Genomic DNA, 16,677 nt, shown 5'->3' on the forward strand with positions numbered 1-16,677 from the left:
AACAAGCATCAAAATAAAGACGGCGAAGATTCTGTTTCGCTCAGGGGGAATCCCGATGGAAGTCAAGATATTAACCTGTCCTGTCTATTTTAATAGCTTCCATCTGGGTAAGCCCATGCAACGGATTAACCTGCCAGAGAAATGTCATTTTTTAGGCTTAATCAGAAATCAAAAACTTCTCTATTTTCATGAAAACCCAACAGTTCAGGAGCGAGACATGCTGATTGCGATCACCATTAATCCCTACGCATCAGATGTTTTAAACAACATTTTAGGTCTGAGATACTTTAGGAAAAATTTTGCAACTTGAGCACAAAAAACTCTTTAGTAATGACTTTCTTTTAGCAATCAGGCAAATTTTTGTTTCCTTAACTCTTATTCTTTTATGCTACAAGGCTTTTTTCAAATAATTTTAATGCTGGTAATTTTTGCCATCATTGCTCCATTGCTGGGTCGCTACATGGCCCAAGTCTTCTTGGGGGAAAAGACCTGGCTTGATCGAGTAATTTCTCCGGTGGAACGGGTTATCTTTGCTAGCTCTGGTCTGGTTAATAGTAAGTCCATGGGAGGTGGTCAATACGTCCGAGCTGTACTGGTGAGTAACTTGCTCATGATCGTGATGGTCTACCTAATTTTCATGCTCCAAGGCGTATTACCCTTAAATTCCACCGGTCTATCGGCCCCCAGTTGGGACTTGGGGCTACACACGGCCATTTCCTTTACCACTAATACCAACCAGCAACATTATTCCGGCGAAACCACCTATAGCTATTTCAGCCAAGTGGGGGCATTGGGGTTTTTGATGTTTACCTCAGCCGCAACGGGTATTGCGGTGGCGATTGCCTTTATTCGAGGTTTAACGGGGCGACCTTTAGGGAATTTTTACACGGACTTGATCGTATCAATCACCCGGATTTTGTTACCTATTTCCATTGTTGGGGCGATCGCTCTACTGATGGCGGGAGTCCCCGAAACCTTTGCCGGGCCAGCCCAAGTCACCACCATAGAAGGAACTACCCAGTTCATTGCCCGTGGCCCTGTGGCCCACTTTGAAATCATTAAACAGCTAGGGGAAAACGGCGGCGGATTTTTTGGCATTAACTCCGCCCATCCCTTTGAAAACCCTAATAACTTAACCAATCTGGTTGAAACGGTGATTATGTTAATCATTCCAGGGGGTCTAATTCTTACCTATGGGCATCTGATCGATAATTCCAAGCAGGGCTGGCTAATTTTCTGGATGGTATTCATTATCTATGGGGTGTTCATTATCATTGCCGCTGTGGGGGAGTACCAGGGAAATCCTTTAGTTAATGAAGTTTTAGGTAGTTCACAACCTAACCTGGAAGGAAAGGAAACCCGCTTTGGCCCCTTTCTCACCGCCCTTTGGGCAGTTTCCACCACAGGAACTATGTGTGGTGCTATCAATGGCTTACACGACTCCCTGATGCCATCGGGGGGCTTTGTTACCCTCTCCAATCTGTTTCTACAGATTGTTTGGGGGGGTCAGGGCACAGGCACCGCCTACCTGTTCATTTTTTTAATCCTCACTGTATTTCTGACTGGGTTAATGGTAGGGCGTACCCCAGAATTTTTGGGCCGCAAAATTGAAAAACGTGAAATTGTTCTAGCCAGCTTAATTTTGCTTGTCCATCCCATTGTCATCCTGATCCCCGCTGCCATCACCCTGGTCTTTCCTGAAACCTTGGCTGGCATTAGTAACCCCAGTTTCCACGGTATTTCCCAGGTGGTTTATGAGTATGCCTCCGCCGCCGCCAATAACGGTTCTGGTTTTGAAGGCCTAGGGGACAACACCCTCTGGTGGAACCTCAGCACCAGTGTCTCCCTTTTAGCAGGACGTTATGTGCCCATTGTGGCGTTAGTGTTTTTAGCGGACGGCATGGCCCGCAAACAGCCGGTGCCGGAAACCGATGGGACTCTCCGCACTGATACGACTTTATTTACCGGGGTGATGGCGGGTTCCATTCTTATTCTGGGGGCATTGACTTTTCTGCCGGTTTTAGTACTAGGCCCCGTGGCCAGCGCCTTTAATTTCTAAGAGGAGTTTCAGAAGCCCCCCAGTATTGGGGGCTTTAGGGGATGGAATAAAACTTTTCAGACATCCTTTTAAGTAATGACCGATCTGTCAATGGCTTAATCCACGAACAGTAAACCTTTTATTTATCATTTAAACCGATGACCCAATCTTCCCTTACCCTCAAGCAACCCGGTGGGCCACGTCAGCAACGCAAACACACACCTAAAGCTCAAATGGCTAATTTATACCGACGAGCTTTGGTGTCAGCCTTTTGGAAGCTAGACCCCCGGGTAATGGTAAAAAACCCAGTTATATTCATTGTTTGGGTTGGTACCTTGATTACGGCCATACTGACCCTCAATCCCAGCCTATTTGGAACAGATCAAAGTGAAGGGGCAGCAGTTTATAACGGCTTGATTACCCTGATTTTATTTTTCACCATATTATTTGCTAATTTCGCTGAGGCCGTGGCGGAAGGACGGGGAAAAGCCCAGGCCGATGCCCTGAAATCCACTCGCTCAGATACGATAGCCCGACGCATACAGCCCAATGGTGCCATCGAAGAAGTCAGTTCCACTAGCCTACGACGCGGCGATCGCATCAAAGTGATAGCTGGAGAGATGATTCCCATCGATGGAGAAGTGATAGAGGGGGTTGCTTCGGTCGATGAGTCGGCGATTACCGGTGAATCAGCCCCCGTATTAAAGGAACCAGGATCAGATGTAGCCAGTTCTGTTACCGGGGGAACCCGCATTATCTCCGATGAATTAACCCTGCAAGTTACCTCCGATCCTGGTATGGGCTTCATCGACCGCATGATTGCCCTGGTGGAAGGAGCAGAGCGGTCTAAAACCCCCAATGAGATTGCCCTAACGGTTTTACTTGCTGTTTTGACCCTGGTCTTTTTGATTGTGGTGGCTACCCTACCGCCGATCGCCAACTACGCCCAAAGTCCTGTGGGCATAACTATTCTGGTGGCTTTATTGGTGGCATTAATTCCCACCACCATCGGTGGCTTGCTCAGTGCCATCGGCATTGCGGGGATGGATCGGGTAGCTCAGTTTAATGTGGTGGCCACGTCCGGGCGGGCAGTGGAAGCCTGTGGAGATATAAATACCCTAGTTCTTGATAAAACAGGGACTATTACTCTGGGTAATCGTTTAGCGGAGGAGTTTATCCCCATCAACGGACACAATCAATCTGAGGTAGCGGAGATCGCCCTGGCAGCTAGTTTATTTGATACGACTCCGGAAGGTAAATCAATTGTGCGACTAGCGGAAAAAATGGGGGCAAAGGTTGACTTTGATAAAAACCAGGCGGAAGGAGTGGAATTCTCCGCCCGTACCCGCATGAGTGGCACCGACCTACCCAATGGGGATGAGATCAGAAAAGGGGCTGTGGATGCTATCCGGGGCTTTGTGCGTTCCCGAGGTGGGGAGGCTAATGCTGAACTAGACAAAGCCTTTGAAAGGGTTTCTCGACTGGGGGGCACTCCCCTGGCCGTTTGCCAGAATAATGACATCTACGGGGTAATTTACCTCAAAGATATTATCAAACCCGGCATTCGTGAACGGTTTGCTCAATTACGTCGCATGGGAGTTCGCACTGTCATGCTCACAGGGGATAACCGCATTACGGCTTCGGTCATTGCCGAGGAAGCGGGGGTAGATGACTTTGTAGCGGAAGCAACCCCAGAAGACAAAATTCAGGTCATCCAAATTGAGCAATCCCAAGGAAAACTGGTAGCTATGACCGGAGATGGTACCAACGATGCTCCGGCCCTAGCCCAAGCCAATGTGGGGGTAGCTATGAATTCCGGTACCCAGGCGGCCAAGGAAGCAGCCAATATGGTGGATCTTGATTCTGACCCCACCAAACTAATTGACTTAATCACCATTGGCAAACAACTTTTGATTACCAGGGGTGCGCTAACAACCTTTTCCCTAGCCAATGACATTGCTAAATATTTTGCCATTATTCCAGCGATGTTTGGGGCAGTGGGTATCGAAGCACTCAATATTATGGCCCTCAGTAGTCATCGCACGGCAGTGCTTTCCGCTTTGATTTACAACGCCTTGATCATTCCTGCCTTAATTCCCTTAGCCCTCAAAGGAATTGAGTTTCGTCCCCTCACGGCTAATCAATTGCTCCAACGTAATATCCTCATCTACGGTCTTGGAGGCATCATAGCCCCATTCATTGCCATCAAATTGATCGATCTGGGACTATCGGCGGTGACGCGGTTTTAAGCCCATTAAATAGAGGGTTCTGAATTATTCACAACTCAATCAACAACATTTACATAATCTGTTTCCCATGAGATATAAACCACCTAAGTTTTCCTGCATCATTTTCCTTGGCCTTGTCCTCAATACGGTGATCGCCCCTATGGTTTATGCCGCCACTGATAAGGCAATTACTAGAGGCACGGCCTACTCCCTGGGTCTGCTCTGTCTATTAGTTCTAGCTCTAGCCATTTACTTAGCCATAGTCATTGTGCAACCTGAAAGGTTTTAGTCCCCACAATTTTGAAAAATCTCCAAATCCCTTCCACCTAAAATCTACCAATTTTTTAACCCATGCAAGACCTAATTTTCAGCATTCGTAGTATCGCCACCCTTTGGATTTTGACCGCTTTTTTGTATCCTCTATTAATTTTTCTCATTGGCCAAACGGTTTTTCCTTTTCAGGCCAACGGTAGTTTATTGACTAATGCCCAAGGTGAAGTGGTGGGTTCAGTTTTAATTGGTCAAACTTTTACGGAGGATAAATATTTCTGGGGTCGTCCTAGCGTCGTTGACTACAGCGAAGGGGAAGATGCTAATCCTACCGGACTTTCTGGTGGCAGTAACCTAGCGTCAGAAAATCCTGATCTGCTAGAGCGAATTAAAGCAGAAGCTGAACGTCTAAAGTCCTTCGGTGTTGAACCCACGGCCAATCTACTCTATTCTTCCGGTTCTGGCCTCGATCCCCACATTTCCCCCGCTGCGGCGGCAGCCCAATTGGAGCGGGTTGCCAAGGCTAGGGGATTAAGAATGGAGGCAGTACAATCCCTAATTACTCAAAATACAGAGGGGCGCTTCCTCGGAATTTTTGGTGATCCTGGCATCAATGTTCTGACACTAAATATGGCCTTGGATAATATTAAATCCTAAATTTTGTCAAATCCATGTACCCCATTCCACGGTCAGGTTCTCCGTCCCCACGAGGCAAACACAAAGTTTTTATCGGTATGGCCCCTGGGGTAGGAAAAACCTATCGTATGTTGGAAGAAGCTCAACAACTTAAACAAGAAGGAATTGATATTGTCATCGGTATCCTAGAAACCCACGGTAGAGCAGACACAGCAGATAAAGCGATCGGGCTAGAAAGTATTCCTCTGAAAAGCATTGACTGGCAGGGGCGGACTTTAACGGAAATGGATGTTGATGGAGTGATCAAACGCAGGCCCCAATTAGCTCTAATAGATGAATTAGCCCACACTAATATTCCTAGTTCTCAACGGGAGAAGCGTTATCAAGATGTCGAGATCATTCTAGACGCAGGCATTGATGTTTATTCCACCATTAATATCCAGCATTTAGAAAGCTTAAACGACTTAGTCTATAAAATTTCTGGTGTTGTAGTCCGAGAACGAGTTCCGGATCGCCTACTTGATGAAGCAGATGAAGTAGTAATGATAGATGTCACTCCAGAAACTTTACAAGAACGACTTAGAGAAGGAAAAATTTATGCGGCCGAGAAGATTGAGCAGGCTTTGCAAAACTTTTTCCAGCGTCAGAACCTCATTGCCCTTAGGGAATTAGCATTGCGAGAAGTTGCAGATAATGTTGAGGGAAATGGTCGAGAAAGCAACTTTGAAAATTACTGTAATATCCAAGAGCGAATTTTAGTCTGTATTTCAACCTATCCAAACTCAATTCGGTTACTAAGACGGGGAGCACGCATTGCCAATCAAATGAATGGTCAATTGTACGTTATTTTTGTTTCCCATCCCAACCAATTTCTTTCCAAGAATGAGACGCTTCATATTGAAACTTGTAAGCGATTGTGTGAAGAATTTGAAGGAGAGTTTTTACGCATAGAATCAGATAACATAGTCTCAGCGATTATGACTGCTGCGGGTGAATATCATATTACACAAATTGTTTTAGGGGAAACTAAACGCTCTCGCTGGAACCTACTAATTAAAGGCTCTATTGTTCAGAGGTTAATGCGAGTTTTACCCCAAGTAGATCTACATATTATTGCCAATGACCCTACCAGAACTATCGAGCGGATTTAAATAGGTAAATTCTTCAAGAATACATAAGCTAAACCTTTCAAAACAGCAATGGCATTATAGTTGATTTAATTGAGAGTAAGACACCGATCAGAGCTAAAAGGGTCTTTGGTAAAGACCTTAGTCATCTCAATCTTACTTTGATTGATTATAAACCTCCCCAGGCTTAAGACATTGCGCCCCACACCGTTCACAGACCCAACCAACGGACTGCTTTTCGGATGATCGCCTTCCAATCAGGGGGATAACGGTCATCCTTCATCGGTCACTTGTCCAGCATAAAAAATACTGACTGGACAAAAGAAATGTAGACAGGATAAAGCTTTGAGATTCGATGTCCAGCATGGCAACTAATATGTCCAGTCTCATGTCCAGCGCAAACTGTACAAATCCAGTGGGGGCAAGAGGGGTTAAATTTTCTCGACAATCCAGGCGGACTGATTACCGATTTTTCCAGACCGCCGAAATATCCAGCAACCCCTAGTAAAAGTTTCACCCTTAGGCTTAACCCCTAGTAATTCTTCAATCTCACTGGTGGTCAAAATCCAATTATGGGCAGCGGCTTCTTCTAGTTCCCGATGCTTGTCCAGTGGCGATCGCCGATTGAAAGACTGCATTAAGTTAAGCAGGGCCAGCGTTTGGGGGTTTATGTCCAGCCCTGAGTCCATAATGTCCAGTGAGCTGTCCAGTTCTGACCTGACAGTATCGGGGGAATTGTCCAGTCTAGACTTTACAATATCCAACGACTTGTCCAGTCCAGAGCTGACAGGTTCAAAAGTTACCGTTGTTTCGGCGATCGGAGTAAAAGTTTTGAGACTTCCTCCTTCCGCCAAGTGTTGATGGATCTGGTCTAGTAACTCAATTTGCTCCGGGGTGGCATAGCTACTTCTGCCCTGACGACTGAGAGTAATCCCCAAAGCTTTTAGGCGATCGTATAAAGCCTGGCGACTGGTCAAAGCATAACGGTCACAGAGTTGTTTAATATCCATCTTGTTTTTACTGTATTTTTCAGAGAAAGTTGCTATTCCTGCGGCAGGACAAACAATCCATGGCAACCATAAAAATAGCTGGCAGCCGATAAAATTTTTTGCATCCTAAAGATAAGCATTGGGGCTGACAGCCAACAACAAATGCCAACCTCAAAATGTCCTGTCGCCAAACCAAGGAAGCGGAGGCAGAACAAACATTAATGGCAACCACAAAAATGCTGACGAGCCACCATAACCTTTGGTTTTTATTGATAACTTTCCTGCGAGGAAGCCAACAATAAATGCTAACCTTAAAGAGTTCTGGCGTAGCGTCAATACTTCCCCTGACTCCCCTATTGAAAGCGGCAATCGAGGGTGGTTAACTTGTCCAGTTTACACTTTACAAATTAACTTGACAAGTGCCCTAACAGGTAACTTGATATGTAACTTGACAGACTAGACAATAATGCCAAGCTCTCTTAGGATAAGGATTACAGGTACTTTACAGGTTTCCAACTCTTGTACAGCGGCCAACTTGGCCTTGGGGATATACTTTGACCCTTTACGCTGTCTGATGCCATTCTCCCAAATCTCATAGTGGTAGTAAAATTGCTCATAGGACTTACCCTTTTTATGGCAGTAATGGAGTTGAATATAGCCAGAGCCGTCACCTTTAGTTCTACGATTTTTTGGTGGGGGTTGGTAGGGAACTATGGGCTTAAACTGGTCACAACCATTGAGGTTATTTTCTACAAGATACTTACCCTTGAGTAAACAAAACTTCCAAGCAGAATTGGCAGGAATTGAATCCTTAAAAGAATAGCAATTAGAACACGGAGTAAATTGTCCCAATGCTGAAAGAAGATCAACGTATTTAGTCATGGTTACGGTAGCCTTCAGGGGGCTTCAAACAGGAACCGGGGGCCCGGTATCAAGGAAAAACCAGAAAGTTGCCAGGACGATGGAGCGTAATCGGTTGGGCAAAGTGGGTAAATAGTCCTGTGAGAAAGATCGCCAACCCACGACTTGGATAATTTCCACCACTTCGGCGATCGCCTCTGGAAGGTGAATACCCAAGATTTGAATGACTTCCGGTGGCAAACCATCCAGGTGGGAAGTGAGCCTTATAGGAGACTTATAAGAGAAGGTTCTCAGTTCACTTGTATGCAGTAATGCCTTAGTAACTTTAGTGAGGGTAGCCCCGGCATTGGTGAGGACATCGGTAACATTACGGCGACTACAACCCAACTTTTCCGCAATGACTTCGCCCGTGGTAACTCCAGAACGGATCGCCTCGACAATCTGGGAATGATCGCCAGCTTGGGGGTAATTTCAAAACCGTGGAGGCAAACATAGTCTGCACCAAACTCTTTCACCCAGGCCAGGTCATGGATGGCATTTTTCTGGGGGTCGCCGGTGATAATGAAATGGGTAAATTGTTGGTGGGGGTAGCGGTTAGCCCTTTGACGGCCAAAATTTTGCAACACTTCCTTTTGGGAGCGGCGGTGGTAATACTCCTCAAAATGTTCGATTTGTCCGCCAGTGGCTAGGAATTGGGCTTTGATGGCCCCCAGGTTGGGCAGGGGTAAACCACAGGAGAGCATATGCGGCTGGCCCTCAAATTGATTACTACCCCGACTATCTCGATACCACTGACCTTCCGCTAATAGGGTTTTTAGTTGGGCCTTGTAGGTGAGTATTGGCACGGGGCCATAGGCTTGGAATAATGGGTCCCTGACGGCGATCGCTTTTTCCATGGCCCTATCACTGGGTCGGGAGCTATCCCAACCGGGCAGAACAATTTGGACAACTTTGAGGTTTTGGAAAGGTTTTTCCGTTTTTCGTTTGATCACCTTAACCTTGTCCTTTTCGATATTCAGCAAGCAGGCACAATCAGCTTGATTATTGGTGGCATCCAAGGCAATCACATAATCAGCCTCCGCAATGGTAGCTAATTCATGGCGGCGATCGATGGTGAGGATAAGGTTATGGGGAAAAGCTGGATTTGGGCAGAAGCTTGGCCATGGAGGGAACGGAGCAGATGGATTAAACCATTACTGGGTAATTGTTGAAGCCTTTCCTCAGTGATTTGTCGGGCTTCAGCGAGGGCGTATTGATTACTGCGGCGAAATTGCCCCAGCATTGCAAGTTTTGTTCGATAAATACCGGCAAGTTCAACAATCCGTCAGGTTTCCATCGTCCTATGTTTTTCGGGGCAAACGGGTGGGGTCACATCTTCACCCTTCCATGGCCCACAAAATTTTGAAAGCGGCAACAGATAGGATTGGAGTGAGGGGAGTTTCTACCCATTCTTTCCGCCGCACTGCGTTAACTATGATGTGTCGCAAGGGTATTAATCTCCGGGTCATTCAGAAGATTAGTGGTCATAAAAATTTGAATGTGTTGTCCCACTATCTGGAGGTTTCTGAACAGGAGAAGGAGCAGGCCCTATCTACAATCTCGTTTTAGAATTGAGTTAGTTTCCGGCCCGCGCACATCAGATTAAAGCTAAAGGGGCATGGGTAACCTGACAGTGAATAAACTCCCTCGGCTTAATTCACTCTCGACAGTTAAATAACCCTTATGTTTAAAAGCGATCGCCTGGGCAATGGCCAACCCTAATCCTGCCCCTCCCTTTTGTCGAGACCGGGCCTCGTCCACCCGATAAAAACGCTCAAAAATTCGTTCTTGTTGATCTAGAGCAATGCCAATTCCCGTATCTTGAACAGTAATAATCCCCATTTTTTCACTAGATACGAGACTAATATTGATACTTCCCTCGGCGGGGGTATAGTAAATGGCATTAGCAATTAAGTTTGAAACCAGTCTATAGAGTTGGGATTCATTACCCCAGACGTAAATTTCCTTGGAACTAACCTCACTGCTGAGATCAATTCCAGCGGCGATCGCCAATTCTAAAAATTCTTCTGTAAGGTCACTAACTAAATCATTCAAGCAACAAAATGTCCAATCATTAGGTTCCGTTTCCTGTTCTAACCGACTTAACAGAAGTAGATCAGTAATTAATTGGCTGAGTCTTCTCCCCTGCCTTTCAACAGTTTGCAATAAAGTTTGGGTTTCGCAGTTATGATCGTTGTTAATGCACAATAGAGCTTCCACCGTGGCAATCAGACTAGCTAACGGTGATCGTAATTCGTGGGCAGCATTGGCTGTGAATTGTTGTTGTTGCTGATAGGACTGATAAATAGGCCCCATGGCTATCCCTGCTAACCCCCAACTGGACAGGGCAACTAACCCTAGGGCAACGGGTAAACTTATCCCTAAAACCCAAAGAATACGTCTATTTTCTGCATCAAATGCGGTTAGATTCCTGCCAATTTGTAAGTATCCCCAGGATGATTGATTAACATTATCAGCACTATGTAAGATGGTAGTAAATTGACGATAGCGATTACCGTTTAAGGTTTGAATTGTTTGCCAGGTCTCTTTATTTAACTGAGGGGATAAATTCGTTGGCTGATTCGGAGAAAAAACCAGCAGACGACCCCGATAATCAAAAAGACGGATGTAATAAAGACGGCGATCGCTGATGCCAATGGTATGGCGTTCGATCAGGGTTGGATTAGTCCGACAAGGCTGATTAACTAAGCAGAGATCCGGGAAAATTTGTTGCAATACTTCCGTGGGACTTGAATTATTAGGCAACATTGGTTCCAAACTATCATGTAATGTCCCGGCGATCGATTCAATTTCTCGCTCTAAAGCGACCCAATTAGCCTGCACAATAGAACGATATACTCCTAATCCTAAAACGCCAAGAATTCCACCCATCACTAAAGCATACCAGAGGGCTAATCGTAGACGACTACGAGCAAACAAACGATGGGTATTCATGGCGAAAGATTAAACCGATAGCCTTGACCTGGTACGGTTTCAATGGGACAAGGACAGTTATACTGGGCTAATTTACGACGAATTAAACGCATTTGAGCTGCCACTACATTACTCATAGGCTCCTCATCAAGATCCCAGAGTTGTTGGCGAATTTTACTCCCGGCAATGATTTGCCCTGGATTTTGCATTAGGTATTGAAAAATTTGGAATTCTTTGATCGTTAAATTAATTTTTTGGTGTTGATGAGCCGAAGTCATAACTATTAGTAAATTATTGCCAGGGTCAAGACTAAAATTACCCATGGTCAAAATTTGCGGCTGAAATTGCGGCGATCGCCGTTGTAGGGCCCTTAATCTTGCTAATAGTTCCGCCATCACAAAGGGTTTTATTAGATAATCATCTGCTCCTGCGTCTAGCCCTTCCACTCGATTTTCCGGTTCTCCTAAAGCAGTTAACATCAAAATTGGTAAGGAATTTCCTTGGGCCCGCAATTTTTGACATAGTCCCAAACCAGATAAACCTGGCAGTAACCAATCCACAACAGCAACGGTGTAATCTGTCCATTGATTATCCAAATAGTCCCAAGCCTGGGAGCCATCCGTCACCCAATCCACCACATATTTTTCACTGACTAGCACTTTCTTAATAGCCAGTCCTAAATCTGTTTCATCTTCCACCAATAAAATTCGCACTTTGATTTAGCTTAACTAATGACCAGGTTTGATATTTTAAGTTGTCTAATTCCTAAATTTGTAAGAATTTAATTGTAATTTCTTGCTTAGAAATTTTATGAATTTTCTTCTCCAGCTTCCTGGAGAATTCGAGCATAAAGGGTAGGACTAACTCTAAAGCCAGCTTGTTTAATCAATCGGTCAAGAATTGGACGTAGCATTGGAATCATTCCCTGTTGTTTAGCATTAATTAATAAACCCAAAAGACCTCTGAGTTTTAGCCCATAGTTAGTAGCAATATCTCTGCCAAGCCGCTCATCAATGAGTAGTCTTTCTGCATCAATCTCAATGGCAAGGGCGATCGCTTCACTTTCACCTGGATCGAGCATTTGGGCTAGTGTATTAAGCATTTGAACATTAGTCGGTGATCGGATTGCTAACCACCCAGAATCGAGCAAAGATAGGATCGTAGGCTGAAGAACGGGTAAACGATTAAGTTCTGAATATACAGCAGGGGGAATCAGAATTGTGGGATAAATGCGTTGCAAAAGTGAAATCTCTCCGATGATGAGCAGATTGCTGATCGGTGAAGTGTTACTCACGATAATCATTACCAGCCATCTTCTTGAAGACTTTTGAGATCTTGCTCTAGGTCTTCAGTGTTGTAATGAATACAGATACCCCGACTGGCAAGTAATTGCTGAAATTCTATTTGATTTAAACTAGCGAGTTGGCTAGCAGTTCCTAGGGTAATACGCTCTTGTTGAAACAATGAAATCGCCAGTTCAGTACGGAGATCTGCTGGATTAATTTCGATGGCATCGGGAAGATCGAGGATGATTTGCATCAGCTAGATTCCTTAAACAGGATTTTGTCGATTCTACTTTGGATTTTCACCTGAATTTCATACCCTATCTGGCAAACTGGGAAAAATCTTGGACAAATTCCCAATTTGAGATGGTGTGATGAAAACGATTCAATTAGCAAGTTCCTTTCTGGCCCTGGGTTTGACCCTAGCAGTACCTAACCTGGCGATCGCCCATGTGGGGCACGGTGACGAGTTCCAAGCGGAAGGTGGCATTAATCGGGTGGCGGTGAATGCAGAAACCGATTCTGTGTTGGGCATTGTGGTGGAACCGATCGCCTCTGCGCCGGATGGCAATGGCGGAGTTTATATTCCTGCCACAGCATTGGTAGACGGAGGAGATAGGCAACTGGTGTTTGTGCAGTATGAAGGGTTTTATGAGCCGGTGCCGGTGAAAACGGGAGCGACCCAGGGGGAATTGATTGAAATCACTGAAGGATTATCGGTGGGGGAAAAGTTAGTTACCCAGGGCTCTTTATCCCTTTATGCTGAATCCCGCAAAACTCAAACGGCAGAGACTGAGACCAAAGAGCCGATTGTAGCTGAGTCTACGACAACAGGGACTTCTGAAACGGCTTCCCCTGCGGAGACTACAAGCACTCCTCCCAATGAAACCCAGGCAAGTCCCCCCATGGCCACAGAATCAGGATTACCCGTTTTACCGATCGCCTTGGGAGGATTAGGGGTTATTGGGGCTGGAATTCTGGGATTACGAGCTTATAACCTGAGTCGCAAAGGCAAAAACATTTTTGGCAAATAAGTTTAATTTTCCTCTCCAGCCCTTGCCCCCATTGACTTATGTTGAATAATCTTCTCAATCAAATTCTCAAAACTTCGATCGCCCAACGCTGGTTTATTGTCATTGCGGCCATTGGCATCACCATTTGGGGAGTCATTAGTGTTGCCCAAATGCCCCTGGATGTGTTTCCTGAGTTTGCCCCACCCCAGGTGGATATTCACACCGAAGCCCCCGGCCTAGCACCGGAAGAAGTGGAAACCCAAATCACCGTTCCCATTGAAAGTGCCGTCAACGGTTTACCGGGGGTAACAACGGTGCGGTCTTCTTCTAAGGTTGGCCTGTCCATGGTGAGTGTGGTCTTCGATCAAGATGCGGATGTTTATAAGGCCCGTCAAACGGTGACGGAACGCCTGCAACAGGTCACTAATCAACTACCGGAAGGTAGCCATCCCCCGGAAATTTCTCCCCTGGTTTCTCCCTTGGGGACGATTTTGCAATATGCCTTTACGGTCAATGGTGAGGGAAGTTCGGACTTAATGGAGTTACGACGACTACTAGAAACCACGGTAAGTAATCAAGTTTTATCGGTACCTGGGGTATCTCAAGTCACCATCTATGGTGGTGATGAACGTCAGGAACAGGTTTTAGTCGATCCGGCCAAACTGCGTTCCCTCAAAGTTTCCCTCAATGAAGTTACCCAAGCCAGTGCTGGAGCAAATTCCAATGCCCCAGGGGGATTCTTAATTGGCGGCGGCCAGGAATTGCTGGTACGGGGACTGGGTCAAATAAAAGCCGTTGATGACCTGCGGCGATCGGTGGTCAAAGTGGTGGACGGCCAACCTATCTTGCTAGAGGATGTGGCCGAAGTTACAACCGGCAGTGCCCTCAAGCGGGGAGATGCTAGCTTTAACGGCCAACCGGCCATTGTAATGATGGTCAATAAACAACCCGATGTGGATACGCCAACGGTCACTAAAGCAGTCGAAGCGGCGATCGCCTCGCTAAAACCAACGTTTCCCGCCGATGTGCAGATTGCCCAAACTTTTCGCCAAGCGAACTTTATTGACTCCGCCATTCGCAACGTCAGCAGATCTCTGCTGGAAGGGATTGTCATCGTGTCGGTAATTATGTTGATTTTCTTGATGAATTGGCGGACAGCCGTGATTACCTTAACGGCTATTCCCCTCTCATTGCTGATTGGTCTAATGTTCATGAAAGCCTGGGGATTGGGCATTAATACCATGACCCTAGGGGGGCTAGTCGTGGCGATCGGTTCCGTGGTGGATGACTCCATTGTAGACATGGAAAATTGCTACCGGGGATTACGAACCAACCAAGCCGAGGGCAATCCCAAGCATCCCCTGCGGGTAGTTTATGACACTTCGGTGGAAGTCCGATTAGCCGTGATCTTTTCCACGGTGATCATCGTGGTAGTTTTCGCACCCATTTTCAGCCTAACGGGGGTAGAGGGACGTATTTTTGCGCCCATGGGTTTGGCCTATTTACTCTGCATTGGTGCTTCCACCCTGGTAGCCATGACCGTTTCCCCTGCTCTGTGTGGAATTCTTCTAGCTAACCAACGGCTCCCCCAGGAGGGCACCTTTGTCTCGCGATGGGCAGAGAGGTTATATCGTCCGTTGTTAAATTTTTCCCTGCGGGCACCCCAAATCATTTTGAGCGTAGCTCTGATCGCCTTGATCGCCTCCGTTTCTTTGGTTCCCAGCCTGGGGCGGGTTTTCCTGCCGGAGTTTCGGGAGAAGTCCATGGTTAATTCTATGGTTCTCTTTCCAGGGGTTTCCCTCGATATGACCAATCGGGCTGGGATAGCCCTATTTAATAACCTCAAGGATAATCCCCTTTATGAATGGGTACAAATTCGAGCTGGTCGTGCGCCGGGGGATGCCGATGGGGCTGGGGTCAGTATGGCCCACGTTGATGTGGAATTGAGTGATGAAGCGCTCAAAGACCGGGAGGGTAGTGTTAAACAGTTACGGGAAGCCTTTAACCAATTGCCGGGGGTAGCTTCCAATATGGGGGGCTTTATTTCCCACCGCATGGATGAGGTGTTATCAGGGGTCAGAAGTGCGATCGCCGTTAAAATCTTTGGCCCAGACCTACAGGAACTAAGGGCTATCGGGGAGCAGGTACAAGAAGCCATGAAAACTGTGCCGGGGATTGTTGACCTCCAACTAGAACCCCAGCTACCCATCCGTCAAGTGCAAATTCACTATGACCGCACCGCCGCCGCCCAGTATGGGTTAAAGATGGCTGATATTTCCGCCGTAGTGGAAACGGCCTTAAATGGACGGGTTGTGTCCCAAGTGCCTGAAGATCAACAATTGATCAATGTGGTGGTGATGATACCGGAGACTGAGCGCAATAGTCTCGATGCCATCGGCGCAATTCCCATTAGTACGCCCACTGGTCAGATAACTACCCTAGGGGATGTAGCTAAGGTGGAATACGGCATGGGAGCCAATGTCGTTAACCGTGAAGATGTTTCTCGCTTAATTGTGGTTTCCGCCAACGTGTCTGAGCGGGATTTAGGTAGTGTCGTGGGGGATGTGCAAGCTCAAATTCAACAAAAGGTACAACTTCCCCAGGGCTATTTCATCGAATATGGTGGTCAGTTTGAGTCAGAACAACGGGCAACTAATAGTCTGCTTCTCTTTAGTTTTATTGCCGCCTTGGTGATTGGAGTGTTGATGTTCTTTTCAGTTAAATCTCTCCCAGCAACGATCGCCATTATGATCAACCTCCCCCTAGCCCTAATTGGGGGTTTGCTATCCGTTGTTTTCACCGGCGGAGTCATTTCTATTGCTTCCCTAGTGGGTTTTATTACCCTCTTTGGAGTGGCAGTACGGAATGGGTTACTGCTGGTGGATAACTACAACCAGAAATTTGCCCAGGGAATGAAACTCAAGGAAACCATTTTTAAAGGGTCTATGGAACGGGTCAATGCTATTCTAATGACTGCTTTAACTTCAGCTTTGGGGATGTTACCCCTTGCTACGGCCAGCAGTGCAGGTAATGAAATTCTCCAACCTTTGGCGATCGTTGTGCTTGGCGGTTTATGTACTTCTACGGCTTTAACCCTGTTGGTGATTCCTGCCCTCTATGCCAAATTCGGTAAATGGTTAATGCCCAAACGGCCCACCAATGTAGATCAAATTACTCCCTTTATCCGTAACGATACAGTGAGTGCCCAAAAATCGAATTTTTAAACGTGAATTTTTATCTCTCCTTATCTGTTTTTAAG

The 16,677-nt window shown here is 46.2% G+C and carries 17 protein-coding genes; 8 read left to right on the top strand and 9 right to left on the bottom strand.

The window, feature by feature from the left end; all coding sequences use genetic code 11:
- Positions 1-385 precede the first annotated feature (385 nt).
- The 5 genes from kdpA (at position 386) to D082_RS17075 (ending at position 6,323) form a co-directional block, all read left to right on the top strand.
- Complete coding sequence (gene kdpA / locus D082_RS17055; RefSeq protein ID WP_028949112.1) at positions 386-2,059, top strand: potassium-transporting ATPase subunit KdpA; 1,674 nt, start codon at positions 386-388, stop codon at positions 2,057-2,059.
- Positions 2,060-2,196: 137 nt separating this feature from the next.
- On the top strand, positions 2,197-4,287 hold the full coding sequence (kdpB, locus tag D082_RS17060; RefSeq protein ID WP_028949111.1) for a potassium-transporting ATPase subunit KdpB: 2,091 nt from the start codon (positions 2,197-2,199) through the stop codon (positions 4,285-4,287).
- Positions 4,288-4,354: 67 nt separating this feature from the next.
- The gene (locus tag D082_RS17065; RefSeq protein ID WP_040123034.1) at positions 4,355-4,555 is read left to right on the top strand and encodes a potassium-transporting ATPase subunit F; all 201 of its coding nucleotides are present in this window, start codon (positions 4,355-4,357) and stop codon (positions 4,553-4,555) included.
- A gap of 62 nt (positions 4,556-4,617) precedes the next feature.
- Positions 4,618-5,193 (top strand): K(+)-transporting ATPase subunit C, encoded by a 576-nt coding sequence (gene kdpC / locus D082_RS17070; RefSeq protein WP_028949109.1) that lies wholly within the window; start codon positions 4,618-4,620, stop codon positions 5,191-5,193.
- A gap of 14 nt (positions 5,194-5,207) precedes the next feature.
- A complete protein-coding gene (locus D082_RS17075; protein ID WP_081857720.1) occupies positions 5,208-6,323 on the top strand; it encodes a sensor histidine kinase KdpD in 1,116 nt (371 codons plus the stop codon).
- A 407-nt stretch (positions 6,324-6,730) separates the two neighbouring features.
- On the opposite strand, the gene D082_RS19245 is transcribed toward D082_RS17075, so the two are convergent.
- From D082_RS19245 to D082_RS19260, 5 genes are all read right to left on the bottom strand, one after another.
- Positions 6,731-7,309 carry a hypothetical protein gene (locus tag D082_RS19245; RefSeq protein WP_238546934.1) on the bottom strand — a complete coding sequence of 193 codons (579 nt, stop codon included), beginning with the start codon at positions 7,307-7,309 and terminating at the stop codon, positions 6,731-6,733.
- A gap of 435 nt (positions 7,310-7,744) precedes the next feature.
- Positions 7,745-8,170 carry a hypothetical protein gene (locus D082_RS17455; RefSeq protein WP_051738975.1) on the bottom strand — a complete coding sequence of 142 codons (426 nt, stop codon included), beginning with the start codon at positions 8,168-8,170 and terminating at the stop codon, positions 7,745-7,747.
- Between the two features lie 24 nt (positions 8,171-8,194).
- The gene (locus D082_RS19250) at positions 8,195-8,365 is read right to left on the bottom strand and encodes a hypothetical protein (protein ID WP_238546935.1); all 171 of its coding nucleotides are present in this window, start codon (positions 8,363-8,365) and stop codon (positions 8,195-8,197) included.
- A gap of 74 nt (positions 8,366-8,439) precedes the next feature.
- Positions 8,440-9,216: a hypothetical protein gene (locus D082_RS19255; RefSeq protein WP_028949144.1), complete on the bottom strand. Its 777-nt coding sequence runs from the start codon at positions 9,214-9,216 to the stop codon at positions 8,440-8,442.
- Between the two features lie 23 nt (positions 9,217-9,239).
- Complete coding sequence (locus tag D082_RS19260; protein ID WP_028949143.1) at positions 9,240-9,431, bottom strand: hypothetical protein; 192 nt, start codon at positions 9,429-9,431, stop codon at positions 9,240-9,242.
- 8 nt (positions 9,432-9,439) lie between these two features.
- On the opposite strand from D082_RS19260, the gene D082_RS17100 reads away from it, so the two are divergent.
- Entirely contained in the window at positions 9,440-9,757 is a 318-nt protein-coding gene (locus D082_RS17100; protein ID WP_255356958.1) for a tyrosine-type recombinase/integrase, read from the top strand.
- Positions 9,758-9,796: 39 nt separating this feature from the next.
- Here the strand turns inward: D082_RS17100 and rppB are convergent, their stop codons facing one another.
- The 4 genes from rppB to D082_RS17120 form a co-directional block, all read right to left on the bottom strand.
- A complete protein-coding gene (gene rppB, locus D082_RS17105; protein ID WP_028949142.1) occupies positions 9,797-11,143 on the bottom strand; it encodes a two-component system sensor histidine kinase RppB in 1,347 nt (448 codons plus the stop codon).
- Positions 11,140-11,835 carry a two-component system response regulator RppA gene (rppA, locus tag D082_RS17110; RefSeq protein WP_028949141.1) on the bottom strand — a complete coding sequence of 232 codons (696 nt, stop codon included), beginning with the start codon at positions 11,833-11,835 and terminating at the stop codon, positions 11,140-11,142. Before rppA ends, rppB begins: the two co-directional genes overlap by 4 nt.
- Positions 11,836-11,930: 95 nt before the next feature.
- Positions 11,931-12,425: a DUF3368 domain-containing protein gene (locus D082_RS17115; protein WP_028949140.1), complete on the bottom strand. Its 495-nt coding sequence runs from the start codon at positions 12,423-12,425 to the stop codon at positions 11,931-11,933.
- Positions 12,425-12,661: a UPF0175 family protein gene (locus tag D082_RS17120; RefSeq protein WP_028949139.1), complete on the bottom strand. Its 237-nt coding sequence runs from the start codon at positions 12,659-12,661 to the stop codon at positions 12,425-12,427. The genes D082_RS17115 and D082_RS17120 overlap by 1 nt, the downstream gene beginning before the upstream one ends.
- A gap of 115 nt (positions 12,662-12,776) precedes the next feature.
- On the opposite strand from D082_RS17120, the gene D082_RS17125 reads away from it, so the two are divergent.
- Together D082_RS17125 and D082_RS17130 are read left to right on the top strand one after the other, a co-directional pair.
- Positions 12,777-13,439 carry a cobalt transporter gene (locus D082_RS17125; RefSeq protein ID WP_081857721.1) on the top strand — a complete coding sequence of 221 codons (663 nt, stop codon included), beginning with the start codon at positions 12,777-12,779 and terminating at the stop codon, positions 13,437-13,439.
- Positions 13,440-13,477: 38 nt separating this feature from the next.
- Complete coding sequence (locus D082_RS17130) at positions 13,478-16,642, top strand: CusA/CzcA family heavy metal efflux RND transporter (protein ID WP_028949137.1); 3,165 nt, start codon at positions 13,478-13,480, stop codon at positions 16,640-16,642.
- The last annotated feature ends 35 nt before the right edge of the window (positions 16,643-16,677 follow it).

The organism is Synechocystis sp. PCC 6714, assembly GCF_000478825.2.
In the GTDB taxonomy this organism is placed as follows: domain Bacteria; phylum Cyanobacteriota; class Cyanobacteriia; order Cyanobacteriales; family Microcystaceae; genus Synechocystis.

What these genes read in the sequence shown, in the direction of transcription:
- D082_RS19260 (WP_028949143.1), bottom strand. Translation starts at nt 9,431, where the DNA reads ATGCTGGGGCAATTTCGCCGCAGTAATCAATACGCCCTCGCTGAAGCC.
- D082_RS17065 (WP_040123034.1), top strand. Translation starts at nt 4,355, where the DNA reads ATGAGATATAAACCACCTAAGTTTTCCTGCATCATTTTCCTTGGCCTT.
- D082_RS17455 (WP_051738975.1), bottom strand. Translation starts at nt 8,170, where the DNA reads ATGACTAAATACGTTGATCTTCTTTCAGCATTGGGACAATTTACTCCG.
- D082_RS17120 (WP_028949139.1), bottom strand. Translation starts at nt 12,661, where the DNA reads ATGCAAATCATCCTCGATCTTCCCGATGCCATCGAAATTAATCCAGCA.
- rppB (WP_028949142.1), bottom strand. Translation starts at nt 11,143, where the DNA reads ATGAATACCCATCGTTTGTTTGCTCGTAGTCGTCTACGATTAGCCCTC.
- D082_RS17075 (WP_081857720.1), top strand. Translation starts at nt 5,208, where the DNA reads ATGTACCCCATTCCACGGTCAGGTTCTCCGTCCCCACGAGGCAAACAC.
- kdpC (WP_028949109.1), top strand. Translation starts at nt 4,618, where the DNA reads ATGCAAGACCTAATTTTCAGCATTCGTAGTATCGCCACCCTTTGGATT.
- D082_RS19245 (WP_238546934.1), bottom strand. Translation starts at nt 7,309, where the DNA reads ATGGATATTAAACAACTCTGTGACCGTTATGCTTTGACCAGTCGCCAG.
- kdpB (WP_028949111.1), top strand. Translation starts at nt 2,197, where the DNA reads ATGACCCAATCTTCCCTTACCCTCAAGCAACCCGGTGGGCCACGTCAG.
- D082_RS17130 (WP_028949137.1), top strand. Translation starts at nt 13,478, where the DNA reads ATGTTGAATAATCTTCTCAATCAAATTCTCAAAACTTCGATCGCCCAA.
- D082_RS17115 (WP_028949140.1), bottom strand. Translation starts at nt 12,425, where the DNA reads ATGATTATCGTGAGTAACACTTCACCGATCAGCAATCTGCTCATCATC.
- kdpA (WP_028949112.1), top strand. Translation starts at nt 386, where the DNA reads ATGCTACAAGGCTTTTTTCAAATAATTTTAATGCTGGTAATTTTTGCC.